Genomic DNA, 11954 nt, shown 5'->3' on the forward strand with positions numbered 1-11954 from the left:
CACGACGATGATTCCCGTGACGGAGATCCCCCGCCACCACAACCCGTTCCCGACCACCGGGGTGATCCGGGATGACCGCGGCGTCGCGCACTACGAGCGGCTGCCGGCCACCCTGCTGGACATGCTCGCCGAGCAGGTGGAGGCACGTCCCGAGGCCGAAGCGGTGGTGGAACTCGGTGGCGATCGCCTGACGTATCGGCAGCTGTGGCAGCGCGCCGGCCGGGTGGCCGGCGGGCTGCGCGCGGACGGGCTGCGCCGCGGCGACCGGGTCGGGGTGCGGTATCCCGCGGGCATCGACTGGGTGTTGGCGTTTTGGGGCACCCTGATGGCCGGTGGCGTGCCGGTCGCGGTCAACACCCGCTCGGCCGCGCCGGAGGTCGAGTTCGTGTTGTCCGACGCCGGTGCGCGGATCGATCTCGCGCCCGACACCGCGCTGCCCGACGGCGACCCGTACCTGGTCGACGGGTTGAGCCGCACCGACACCGCCGCGCTGTTTTACACCTCGGGCACCACCGGCCACCCCAAGGGGGTGCCGACCAGTCACGAGGCGTTTGTGACCAACGCCGAGAACATGCTGCGCGGGTTGGGACAGCCGCGCGACATCGGCGAGGGGCTGCGCACCCTGATCTCGGTGCCGCTGTTCCACGTGACCGGCTGCAACTCCCAGCTGCTGGCCGCCGCCTACACCGGGGGTGCGGCGGTGATCCTGCCCGCGCTGAGCCTGCCCGACTTGATTGCGGCACTGCCCGCCGAACGGATCTCGGCGCTGGTGACCGTGCCGGCGATCTACGCGTTGTTGTTGCGGCACAACGCGTTCGCCGACGCCGACGTGTCGGGGGTGCGCTGGGTGGGCTACGGCGGGGCGCCCATCGCGCCGTCGCTGGTGCGGGCGCTGCGCGACGCCTTCGGTGCGGCGACGGTGTTCAACGGCTACGGCATGACCGAGACCGCGTCGCTGATGACGGTGCTGCCGGACGCCGAGGCGGTGCAGCACGCCGACTCGGTCGGGTACGCGGTGCCCTCCGGGGACATCGGGGTGGTGCCGCTCGGCGACGATCCCCGCACCGGCGAACTGGTGGTGCGCGGCGCCAACGTGATGGGCGGGTACTGGAACCGGCCGGAGGCCACCGCCGCCACCATCGTGGACGGCTGGTTACACACCGGGGACGTGGTCCGGGTCGACGACGCCGGCCGGGTCCATCTCATCGACCGGCTCAAGGACATCATCAACCGCGGCGGCGAGAACGTGTCTAGCGTCGAGGTGGAGGCGGCGCTGCTGTCGGCGCCCGGGGTCACCGACGCTTGTGTGCTGGGGGTGCCCGACGACGTGATGGGCGAAAAGGTGGGCGCCGTGCTGGTCGCCGACCGGGAACCGGTTGACCTGACCGCGGTGCTGGACCACTGCCGTGACCAACTCGCCGATTTCAAAGTCCCGCAATACATCACCGTGGTCACCGAGGCGCTGCCGCGCACCGCCAGCGGTAAGCTGCGCAAGGATCGGCTGCGCCAGCAGGTGCAGTGGGGGCCGGCGCTGCGATGACGCTGCTGATCGCCAACCGCGGTGAGATCGCGCTCCGCATCATCCGCACCGCCACCGAGCTTGGGCTGCGCAGCGTCGCGGTGTACGCCGAGGACGACGCCGACAGCCCACACGTGTACGCCGCCGATGACGCCGTCGCCCTGCCCGGGGCGGGCCCGTCGGCGTACCTGGATGCGGCGGCCGTGCTGGCCGCCGCCGAGCGGTCCGGCGCCGAGGTGATCCATCCCGGCTACGGGTTCTTGTCCGAGAACGCCGCATTCGCCCGCGCCGTCGCCGCCGCCGGACACACCTTCGTCGGCCCGTCGGTCGAGCTGTTGGAGATGTTCGGCGACAAGACCGCCGCCCGTCGCGCCGCCCTCGCGGCCGGGTTGCCGGTGCCCGACGCCACCGACGGCCCGGCCAGCGTCGCCGACGTGCACGCGTTTTTCGCCGCCCACCCCGCCGGCATCATGATCAAGTCGCTGGCCGGTGGCGGCGGGCGCGGGCTGCGCACCGTACGCACCGCCGACCGGATCGACGACGCCTACCGCCGGTGCGCCGCCGAAGCACAACTCGGCTTCGGCGACCCCGCGGTGTTCGCCGAGGCGCTGGTCGACAACGCCCGCCACATAGAAGTGCAGATCGTCGCCGCGCCGACCGCCGAGGACACCCGCGCGCTGGCCCTCGGTGACCGCGACTGCAGCATCCAGCGCCGCTACCAGAAGCTGGTCGAGATCGCGCCCGCACAGGGGATTTCGCCGTCGCTGCGCCACGACTTGCACCGGGCGGCGGCGCGGCTGTGCGCCCGCGTCGGCTACCGCGGGCTGGCCACGGTCGAGTTCCTGGTCAGCGCAGACCAATTCGTCTTCCTGGAAGTCAATCCGCGCATCCAGGTCGAGCACACCGTCACCGAGGAAGTCACCGGCGTCGACCTGGTGGCCACCCAGCTCGCCATCGCCGGCGGTGCCCGGTTTCCCGAGTTGGGCTTACCGGCCGGGATCGTCGCCGCCGGCGTGGCCGCGACCGGTGCGCCGGCGCCGGCCCGCGGCATCGCCGTGCAGACCCGGGTCAACACCGAAACCGTCGCCGTCGACGGATCGGTGCTGCCCACCGCCGGCACGCTGACCACCTTCGCCCCGCCGACCGGTCCCGGGGTGCGGGTGGACACCTACGGCCGACCGGGGCTCGCCGTCAGCCCGCGGTACGACTCGCTGCTGGCGAAGGTGATCACCCACACCCGCGGCCCGTCGTTTCCCGCGGCGCTGCGGAAGGCACGGGCCGCGCTGGCCGAGTTCGGCATCGACGGCGTGCACACCAACCTCGCAGTGCTACGGGAGCTGCTGGCCGACGCCGACCTGCAATCCGGGGTGGTGCCGACGAGTTGGCTGCAGGACAAGCTTCCCGAGTTGCTCGGCCCCGCGGCGGCCAGCGCACCCGCGGTTCGCGCGCCGGACGTGGGCGCGGGGGAGGAGGCGCTGCACACCCCGATGGCCGGCACCGTCGTCGAGGTCGCGCCCGACGGTGCCGACGTCTCGGCCGGCGCCGTCCTGGTGGTGCTGGAGGCGATGAAGATGCAGCACGTGCTGGCCGCACCGGCGCAGGTGCGCACCGGGCGGGCCCTGGTGTCGGTGGGACAAACCGTCGGCGCCGGTGACCCGTTGCTGATCTTCACCCGCACCGGGGACCCCGGCGAAAGGTCGGTCGCCGAACTCGAACTGGAGGCGCCCCGCGCCGACCTCGACGAGATCCGCGACCGGCACCGACGCACCCGGGACGAGGGCCGCCCGGCCGCAGTCGCCAAGCGGCACAACCAGAATCGGCGCACCGCACGGGAGAACATCGCCGATCTGGTCGACTCCGGCAGCTTCATCGAGTACGGGGCCTTAGCGCTGGCCGCGCAGCGCAGCCGCCGCTCCGAGGAGGACCTGATCGCCAACACCCCGGCCGACGGACTGGTCGCCGGTCTGGCCAGGATCGGTGGTGCCGAAGCGGCCGTGCTGTCCTACGACTACACGGTGCTGGCCGGCACCCAGGGCATGCGCAACCACGCCAAGACCGACCGGGTTTTCGAATTGGCTGCGCGCAGAAGGCTGCCGGTGGTGCTGTTCGCCGAGGGTGGCGGCGGGCGGCCCGGCGACACCGACGTCGGCGGCATGGCCGGACTCGATGTGCCCACGTTTCGCGCGCTGGCCGCGCTGCGCGGCCGGGTGCCGCTGATCGCGGTCGTGTCCGGGCGCTGTTTTGCCGGCAACGCCGCGCTGGCCGGGGTGTGCGACGTGATCATCGCGACCCCGGACACCAATATCGGGATGGGCGGGCCGGCGATGATCGAGGGCGGCGGGCTGGGCGTCTACCGACCCGAAGACATCGGCCCGATCGCCGTGCAGCGCCGCAACGGGGTGGTCGGGATCGTCGCCCGCGACGAGGCGCATGCGGTGACGTTGGCCCAGCGGTATCTGTCGTATTTCCAGGGCCGCGTCACCGACTGGGCGGCCCCGGACCCGCGGCTGGCCCAACACGTGGTGCCGCAAAACCGGTTGCGGGCCTACGACGTGCACCGGGCCATCGAATCGGTGGTCGACGTCGGCTCGGTGTTGGCGTTGCGCCCCGACTTCGGGGTCGGGATCGTCACCGCGCTGGTCCGCGTCGAGGGGGTCGGCTACGGGCTGGTGGCCAATAACAGCTACCACCTCGGCGGGGCCATCGACGCCGAGGCCGCCGACAAATTGGCCGACTTTCTGGAGCTGTGCGAGTCGTTTCGGCTGCCGGTGATTTCGCTGTGCGACACCCCCGGCTTCATGGTCGGACCGGACGCCGAGAAGGAGGCCGCGGTCCGGCGCTTCGGCCGACTGTTCGTCGTCAGCGCCCGGCTGACCGTGCCGTTCGGGATGATCGTGCTACGCAAGGGCTATGGGCTGGGCGCGATGGCGATGGCCGGCGGCTCCTTTCACGCCCCGCAGTTCACCGTCGCCTGGCCCACCGGCGAGATCGGCGGGATGGGGCTGGAAGGCGCGGTGCGGCTGGGCTTTAGCAAGGAGCTGGCCGCCGCCGCGGACCCGGTCGAGCGCCAGCAGCTGTTCGAGAAGCTGGTCGAGGCGGCCTACCAGCGCGGCAAGGCGCTGCATGCGGCGACCACATTCGAACTCGACGATGTGATCGACCCCGCGGACTCGCGGGCCTGGATCGGTCGGTTGGCGCCGTAACTGATTTGGGCAGCCTGATCGCATCATCAGCCTCATGCGGCACTGAATGCGGGGATGTGGACTCGCTGGAAATGGATAGCGCCGGTGATAGCGCCGCGGCGGGCGTGGGGCACGGGCACCGGGGCTCGGGTGCCGCGGCCCCGTTTGTACCGAATCTGAACTCGGATTCAGATATCCTGGCGGGGTGGATGCGACTTCCGCGGCGCTGACCCGACAACCGCCGGCGACGGTGCGCGGGGCCCGCACCCGGGCCGCGCTGATCGCCGCCGCGCGCAAAGTGTTCGAGCGGGACGGCTACGTCGACGCCAAGCTGACCGACATCACCAGGGCGGCCCGGTGTGCGACCGGGTCGTTCTACACCTACTTCGCCAATAAAGAAGAGATATTCGCCGCCGTCCTCGAGCAGGCTCAGCAGGACATGATGCACCCGGGCATGGGCCGAGTCAGCGACGCCGATGACCCGTATGCGGTGCTCGAGGCTAGCAACCGCGCCTACTTGGAGGCATATAGGCGCAACGCCAAGCTGATGGGGCTGCTGGAACAGGTCGCCCAGGTCGACCCCGAGTTTCGCAAGTTCCGGACCCGTCGCGCCGATGCCTTCATCGAGCGCAACGCGGCCGGCATTGCCGATTTGCAGGACCGGGGGATCGCCGACCGCCACATCGATCCGTTGCTGGCCTCGCGGGCGCTGTCCGGGATGGTCAGCCGGTTTGCCTACAGCGTTTTCGTGGTCGAGGAGGTGGACGAGGTCGACTTCGACGAGCTGGTCGCCACCGTGACCCGACTGTGGGCCAACGCGCTGCGGTTCCCCCGCTGACCCGGCGAGCAGACGCAAAGGCACCCTCTTCCGGCCCGAAATAGGGGCTTTTGCGTCTGCTCGCGGTGTAGTTGAACTTGAGGTCGGATTCAACTAGGGTTACGGCAACTGGCGAGCAGACGCAGAATCGCATTCGGCGGCGCCGATCTGTGCGATTCTGTGCCTGCTCGCGGAGATCGGAGCCGAGGATTTCCCTGTGAAGGTTGCCCAGAAAGTCGCCATCGTCACCGGCGGTGGCGGTGGAATCGGCGGCGCGCTGGCCGCCAAACTTGCGCGCGAGGGCGCGCGGGTCGTCGTCGCCGACCTGGACGCGGATGCCGCCCGCACGGTGGCCGACCAGGTCAACGCCGCCTCGCCCGGCGCCGCCGTCAGCGCGGGCGCCGACGTCGCCGACGCCGCCGCCATCGAGCGGCTGATCGACCTTGCCGACCGCGAGTTCGGGCCGGTGGACCTGTATTTCGCCAACGCGGGCATCACCGGCGCCGCGGGACTGGACGTCGGCGACGCCGACTGGGACCGCTCGATCGACGTCAACCTGCGCGCCCACATCCGTGCCGCGCAACTGCTGGTGCCGCGCTGGGTGGAGCGCGGCGAGGGGTACTTCGTGGCCACCGCCTCGGCGGCCGGGCTGCTCACGCAGCTCGGCTCGGCCACCTATTCGGTCACCAAACACGCCGCCGTCGGGTTCGCCGAATGGCTGAACATCACCTACGGCGACCAAGGGGTGCGGGTCAGCTGTCTGTGCCCGATGGGCGTCAACACCCAACTGCTGTACGCCGGCGAACAGTCGGGTGACCCGCTGGGCGACTTGGCCACTCGGGCGGTCACCGCCGCCGGTGACGTGCTGGAGCCGGCCGCGGTTGCCGACATCGTGCTGGACGCCATCGCCGAGGAACGTTTTCTGATCCTGCCGCACCCGGCGGTGCTGGAGATGTACCGCCACAAGGCGGCCGACTACGACCGCTGGCTGCGCGGCATGCGCCGCTACCAGCGCAGTCTGCTGGGTAATTGATTTCGCCGATAGGAGTCGCATGTCCGTATTCGAAACCACCGAGCGCGCACAGAAATACCAGCACGACCTGCTGGAGTTCATGGATTCGCACGTCTACCCGGCCGAGGCGGTCTACGAGGAGCAGATGCGCGACTCTGGCGACCCGCACTTTCAGCCGCCGATCCTCGAAGAGCTCAAAGAGCAGGCCCGCAGCCGGGGGTTGTGGAACCTCTTTCACCCACACCCGGAGTGGGGCCCGGGACTGACCAACCTCGAATACGCTCCGCTGGCCGAGATCATGGGCCGCAGCCCGCATCTCGCGCCCGAGGCGTGTAACTGCAATGCCCCCGACACCGGCAACATGGAGGTGTTCACCCTCTTCGGATCCGATGAGCACAAGGAGCGCTACCTCAAACCGCTGCTGGACGGCAAGATTCGCTCGGCGTTCGTGATGACCGAGCCGCAGGTGGCCAGCTCGGACGCCACCAACGTGCAGATGTCCATGGTGCGCGACGGCGACGAATATGTGCTCAACGGCCGGAAGTGGTTCGCTTCCAACGCGTTACACAAGAACTGCACGGTGATGATCGTGATGGGCAAGACCGATCCCACCGCCGCCGTGCACCGTCAGCAGTCGATGCTGGTGGTCCCGATGGACGCTCCCGGCGTGACCGTGCTGCGGGGGTTGCCGGTGTTCGGCTACCAGGACCGGGAGGGCCACGCCGAGATCGACTTCCACGACGTGCGGGTGCCGGTCACCGATGTGCTCAAGGGCGAAGGGGAGGGCTTCGCGATCGCCCAGGCGCGGCTCGGTCCCGGCCGCATCCACCACTGCATGCGCGCGATCGGGATGGCCGAGCGGGCCCTGGAGTTGCTGTGCCGGCGCGCGCAGTCCCGCGTCACCTTCGGCAAACCGGTCAGCGACAACGCCAACATTCGGGACTGGATCGCCGAGGCCCGCATCGACATCGAGATGATCCGGCTGCTCACCCTCAAGGCGGCCTACCTGATGGACACCGTCGGCAACAAGGCGGCCCAGACCGAGATCGCGGCGATCAAGGTCGCCGCACCGAATATCGCGTTGAAGATCGTCGACCGCGCCATTCAGGTGCACGGCGCCGGTGGGGTGACCGACGACTTCCCGCTGGCGATGGCCTACGCCCATCTGCGCACGCTGCGGCTGGCCGACGGCCCCGATGAGGTGCACAAGCGCGCCATCGCGCGCCAGGAACTACGCAAATACCGGGAGGCGTGATGAGTTCACTGGATCTGAGCGGGCGCACCGCGATCGTCACCGGCGCCTCACGGGGGATCGGCCTGGCCATCGCCCAGCGGCTGGCCGACGCCGGCGCCAACGTGGTGCTCACGTCCCGTAAACAGGACAGCGCGGATGCGGCGGCCGCCGAGGTCGGCGGCACCGCGATCGGGGTCGCCGCCCACGCGGTCGAGGAGGACCAGGCGCGGCGATGCATTGACCTGGCCCTGGAAAAGTTCGGCGGCGTCGACATTCTGGTCAACAACGCCGGCACCAACCCGGCGTTCGGCCCGCTGATCGAGCAGGACCACGGCCGGTTCGCCAAGGTCTTCGACGTCAACCTGTGGGCGCCGCTGCTGTGGACCTCGCTGGCGGTCAAGGCGTGGATGGGCGAGCACGGCGGCGCCGTGGTCAACACCGCGTCGATCGGCGGCATGGGCTTCGAGGCGAACCTCGGCTTGTACAACACCACCAAAGCGGCGCTGATTCACGTCACCAAGCAACTGGCGCTGGAACTTTCACCACGGGTGCGGGTCAACGCGATCTGCCCGGGGGTGGTGCGCACCCGGCTCGCCGAGGCGCTGTGGAAAGAGCACGAACAGCTGGTGGCCGGGGCCACCGCATTGGGCCGGATCGGGGAACCCGACGACGTGGCCGGGGCCGTCGCCTTCCTGGTGTCGGACGCGGCGAGCTGGATCACCGGGGAGACGATGGTGATCGACGGCGGTCAAATCTTGGGCAACGCCATGATGTTCCGGTCGGCAGCTGGCTAGCTGCGGATCTAGGACGCCGTCAGCTTCAGCACCTGCCCGGTATTGCTGTGCTTCTTCAGGACGTAGACGGTGCCGGCCGAATCCACCGCGACGCCGGCGAGGGACAACGAGTCCTGGGTCAGCGCGGTGCTGGTGGAGGAATCCGGCGCGATGCGCACCAGTCCGTCCAGGGTGATGACGTAGAGGTTGCCGTGAGCGTCCAGCGCCACCCCCTTGGGCATGCTGGGACCGCCAGCGACCGGTAGCTCGGTGGCGCCGGTGTCCTCCGGGCTCAACTTCAGCACCTTGTTCTTGTCCCAGTCGGTGACATAGACGTTGCCCGCGGCATCGACCGCCACGCCCTTCGGCTCGGCGAGGTCGCCGAACGGCAGCTCGGTCGGGTCGGATGCGCCCGGGGCCAGCTTCAGCACCTTGTCGGCGCTGGTGTCGGTGACGTAGACGTTGCCGCCGCCATCTACCGCGACCGCCTGCGGACGCCGCAGCCCGGGAAAGGGCAGCACGGTGGGAGTGGCCGCCCCGGGGGCCAGTTTCAGCACCGTTTGGGCCACCGCGTCGGCGACGTAGACGTTGCCGGCGGCATCGACGGCGACCCCCGACGGCCAGTCGAGCCGCGGGAACGGCAGCCTGGTCGGGCCGGATGCACCCGGGGCCAGTTTCAGCACCCGAGCGTCGTTGTTGTCGCTGTAAAAGTCGTCCGGGCGGTCAATGTCGGTGACGTAGACATTGCCGTCCTTATCCACCGCCAGGGCGTGCGGGTCATGCAGATCGGTGAACGGCAGCTCGGTCTGCTGGCTGGCCCAGTCCGGCGGTGTGGCACTCGGTGTGACTGCGACGAAGGCCACCAACCCAACAATGACGAGCACGATGGTGAAGACCACGGACGGCACGAGTAAGAGCAGGAGGAAAAGCCGGCGTCTGGGGCGCCCAACAGGCGTGGGCGGGTATGCCACCGGCGCTATGGGCTGTGGGTACGGCCGAGGCGGCGGCGCCTCGTACGGCCCGGGCGACGGTGCGGCGGCGACGGGGCTTGGCTCGGGTGCGGTCAACGCATACTCGGCCGCCGCGGCGAGTTCCCCCGTGCTGCGGTAGCGGTCCCGCGGCTCTTTGGCCAAGCCGCGGGCGACGACGGCGTCGAATCCGGCCAGCGCCGACGGCAAGTGCGGGATGGGCGCGCTCAGGTGCGCGGTGATCAGCGACGCCACACCCGCGGCCGGCGGATAGGGCGGCGCCCCGGCCAGCGCTGTGTACAGCACGCAGGCCAGCGCATAGACGTCGGCGGCGGGTCCGGTGTCGTTCTCGGTGATGCGCTCGGGCGCCAGATACGCGAAATCGTCGGCAGTGACCGGCATTTCGATGCCGCCCGGATCGGCTGCCGCTAGATACGCGCGGCCGTCCCCGGTGAGCACGATATTGGCCGGGTTGATGTTGCGATGGGCCGCCTGGGCGGCGTTGGCGGCATCGACCTGGGCGGCGATCTGCTGCACCAGCGACACCGCCCACTCCGGGCGCAACGGTCCCGAGCGCGCCAGTGCCGACTGCAGCGTCGTGTCATCGGCCATGTTACGGACTTACGCCGGTCCCAGTTCCAGCACCCGCGGCGGCTTCCCGTTGTCGACGACATAGACGTTGCCCGCGGTGTCCACCGCGACGCCCTTGGCGTCGTCGACCCCGGTGAACGGCACCTCGACCGGGCGGCTGGAACCGTCCGCCAGCTTCATCACCACGTGGTCGGTGACATAGACGTTGCCTTGGCTGTCCACCGCGACAGCCTGTGGCAGGCTGATCCGCGAGTCCCCGAGCGGCAGATTGGTCTGGCTGGTCGCGCCGGCCGCCAGCTTCAGCACCTGGTTGCCGCTGAGGTCGAGGCCAACGAGGTCGTCGGTGATGTAGACGTTGCCGTGAGAGTCCACCGCCACCCCCGTTGGTCTTTTGAGCCCGGTGAAGGGCAGTTCGGTCTGGCTGGTCGAGCCCGCGGCCAGCTTCAGCACCCGCCCCGCAATGGCCGGCCCATCGAAGTCGGTGATGTAGACGTTGCCGTCGTTGTCGACCGCGACACCGATCGGGCCCTTGAGCCCGGTGAAGGGCAGCACGGTGGGTTGGGGGGCACCCGGCTCAAGTTTCAACACCTTGGGTTTGTCGCTGAGCCATTCGGTGACGTAGACGGCGCCGGTTTTATCCACCGCCACACCGTGCGGGGTGAAGATGAAATCGTCTGGACCCTTAAACGGTAGGTCGACTGCGGTGGTGGAGCCGGCCGGCAACTTCCAGACGTGCTGCATGTCGGTGAGGTAGACGTTGCCGGCGGGGTCCACCGCGATACCTTCCGGGCCGGTGAGCCCGGAGAACGGCAGCTCTTTTTGCCCGACGATCGGTGCCGGCGGGGGTGCGGCCGAGGGCGAGGTTTCCGGTGCGGTCGTCGTGCTGCTCGCGACCGGCGAACCGTGTTCGGTCTTGCTGCAGCCCACCAGCATTGCCGCGGCCATGACCAATGCGATGGCGCCACAGGAGGTGCCGTGCCGCCAAATCCGGTACCGCCCCTGCACAACATCCACGCGTACGCCCCCTCCCGATGCGACCGCAGGCGCGGCCAACCGAATTGATGCTAATCGGCGCAAACCGGCCCGTTAGCACGAATTTCGGAAGCCAGGCTTACAGCGTCGCGCCGAACAGATCCCGCATCGCCGCCCAGTGCCGCTCGGCGGCCTCGGCGTCGTAGGGCGCGTTATCCGGAACCGCGAAGCCGTGCGCGGCCGGGTAGGTCTCGATGGTGTGCTGCACCCCGGCGGCGGTCAGCGCCTTGCCCAGGGTCTCGGCCTGCTCGGGGGTGAAGGAGGAGTCGTCCTGCGCCCCGCCGATGTAGAGCGTGGCGGTGATGTCCTCGGCCAGCAGATGCGGGCTGTCCGGCTGATCGGTGGCCAGCCCGCCGCCGTGAAACGACGCGGCCGCCGCGACCCGATCCGGGACTCGACCGGCCACCACCACCGAGGTGCGCCCGCCCATGCAGTAGCCGGTGGTGCCGTACCGGTCGCCGCGCACCTCGGGGCGACCGTCGAGGTAGGCGAAGAAGGCGCTGGCGTCGCTGGCCATCATGTCGGGGGTGATGCCGCGGATCATCGCGAACAGCCGGTTCCGCTCACTCGCGTCGCTGAACACCGTGCCCATATCGAACGGCGCCCACTCGCCGTGCCGGTAGTAGACGTCGGGCAGCAGCACCGCGTACCCGAAGCCGGCCAGGGTGGCCGCCATATCGTCGAAGGTGTCGCGGACCCCGCCGGCGTCGGGGTACATGACCACCCCGGCCCACGGACCGGTGCCGTCGGGGGTGAACAGGCGGATGGGGCAGCTGCCCTCGGCGGTGGTGACGGTGTCGGTGATGTGCGGCATGGCTACCGTTCT

Annotated in this window: 9 protein-coding genes; 6 read left to right on the forward strand and 3 right to left on the reverse strand. The window is 69.8% G+C overall.

Annotated elements, in window-relative coordinates:
* Positions 1-7: 7 nt before the first annotated feature.
* From BKN37_RS03485 to BKN37_RS03510, 6 genes are all read left to right on the forward strand, one after another.
* Positions 8-1540, forward strand: a complete 1533-nt coding sequence (locus BKN37_RS03485; RefSeq protein ID WP_194074228.1) for a class I adenylate-forming enzyme family protein — start codon at positions 8-10, stop codon at positions 1538-1540.
* Positions 1537-4722 carry an acetyl-CoA carboxylase family protein gene (locus BKN37_RS03490; protein WP_071021678.1) on the forward strand — a complete coding sequence of 1062 codons (3186 nt, stop codon included), beginning with the start codon at positions 1537-1539 and terminating at the stop codon, positions 4720-4722. The genes BKN37_RS03485 and BKN37_RS03490 overlap by 4 nt, the downstream gene beginning before the upstream one ends.
* A 184-nt stretch (positions 4723-4906) precedes the next feature.
* Positions 4907-5539: a TetR/AcrR family transcriptional regulator gene (locus tag BKN37_RS03495; RefSeq protein ID WP_071021523.1), complete on the forward strand. Its 633-nt coding sequence runs from the start codon at positions 4907-4909 to the stop codon at positions 5537-5539.
* A gap of 196 nt (positions 5540-5735) precedes the next feature.
* A complete protein-coding gene (locus BKN37_RS03500; RefSeq protein ID WP_071021527.1) occupies positions 5736-6551 on the forward strand; it encodes an SDR family oxidoreductase in 816 nt (271 codons plus the stop codon).
* A 19-nt stretch (positions 6552-6570) separates the two neighbouring features.
* Positions 6571-7785: an acyl-CoA dehydrogenase family protein gene (locus tag BKN37_RS03505; protein ID WP_071021530.1), complete on the forward strand. Its 1215-nt coding sequence runs from the start codon at positions 6571-6573 to the stop codon at positions 7783-7785.
* Positions 7785-8558 (forward strand): SDR family oxidoreductase, encoded by a 774-nt coding sequence (locus BKN37_RS03510; RefSeq protein ID WP_071021534.1) that lies wholly within the window; start codon positions 7785-7787, stop codon positions 8556-8558. The genes BKN37_RS03505 and BKN37_RS03510 overlap by 1 nt, the downstream gene beginning before the upstream one ends.
* A gap of 8 nt (positions 8559-8566) precedes the next feature.
* Here BKN37_RS03510 and BKN37_RS03515 read toward each other — a convergent pair whose 3' ends face one another.
* From BKN37_RS03515 to BKN37_RS03525, 3 genes are all read right to left on the reverse strand, one after another.
* A complete protein-coding gene (locus tag BKN37_RS03515; RefSeq protein ID WP_071021537.1) occupies positions 8567-10117 on the reverse strand; it encodes a protein kinase domain-containing protein in 1551 nt (516 codons plus the stop codon).
* A gap of 9 nt (positions 10118-10126) precedes the next feature.
* Positions 10127-11041 carry an NHL repeat-containing protein gene (locus BKN37_RS03520; protein WP_071021540.1) on the reverse strand — a complete coding sequence of 305 codons (915 nt, stop codon included), beginning with the start codon at positions 11039-11041 and terminating at the stop codon, positions 10127-10129.
* Between the two features lie 166 nt (positions 11042-11207).
* Positions 11208-11942: a dienelactone hydrolase family protein gene (locus BKN37_RS03525; RefSeq protein WP_071021544.1), complete on the reverse strand. Its 735-nt coding sequence runs from the start codon at positions 11940-11942 to the stop codon at positions 11208-11210.
* Between the last annotated feature and the right edge of the window lie 12 nt (positions 11943-11954).

This window comes from Mycobacterium talmoniae (assembly GCF_001854525.1).
Classification (GTDB): domain Bacteria; phylum Actinomycetota; class Actinomycetes; order Mycobacteriales; family Mycobacteriaceae; genus Mycobacterium; species Mycobacterium talmoniae.

Coding starts and splice junctions, on each gene's coding strand:
- BKN37_RS03485 (WP_194074228.1), top strand. CDS start 8: ATGATTCCCGTGACGGAGATCCCCCGCCACCACAACCCGTTCCCGACC.
- BKN37_RS03490 (WP_071021678.1), top strand. CDS start 1,537: ATGACGCTGCTGATCGCCAACCGCGGTGAGATCGCGCTCCGCATCATC.
- BKN37_RS03505 (WP_071021530.1), top strand. CDS start 6,571: ATGTCCGTATTCGAAACCACCGAGCGCGCACAGAAATACCAGCACGAC.
- BKN37_RS03510 (WP_071021534.1), top strand. CDS start 7,785: ATGAGTTCACTGGATCTGAGCGGGCGCACCGCGATCGTCACCGGCGCC.
- BKN37_RS03515 (WP_071021537.1), bottom strand. CDS start 10,117: ATGGCCGATGACACGACGCTGCAGTCGGCACTGGCGCGCTCGGGACCG.
- BKN37_RS03520 (WP_071021540.1), bottom strand. CDS start 11,041: ATGGCCGCGGCAATGCTGGTGGGCTGCAGCAAGACCGAACACGGTTCG.
- BKN37_RS03525 (WP_071021544.1), bottom strand. CDS start 11,942: ATGCCGCACATCACCGACACCGTCACCACCGCCGAGGGCAGCTGCCCC.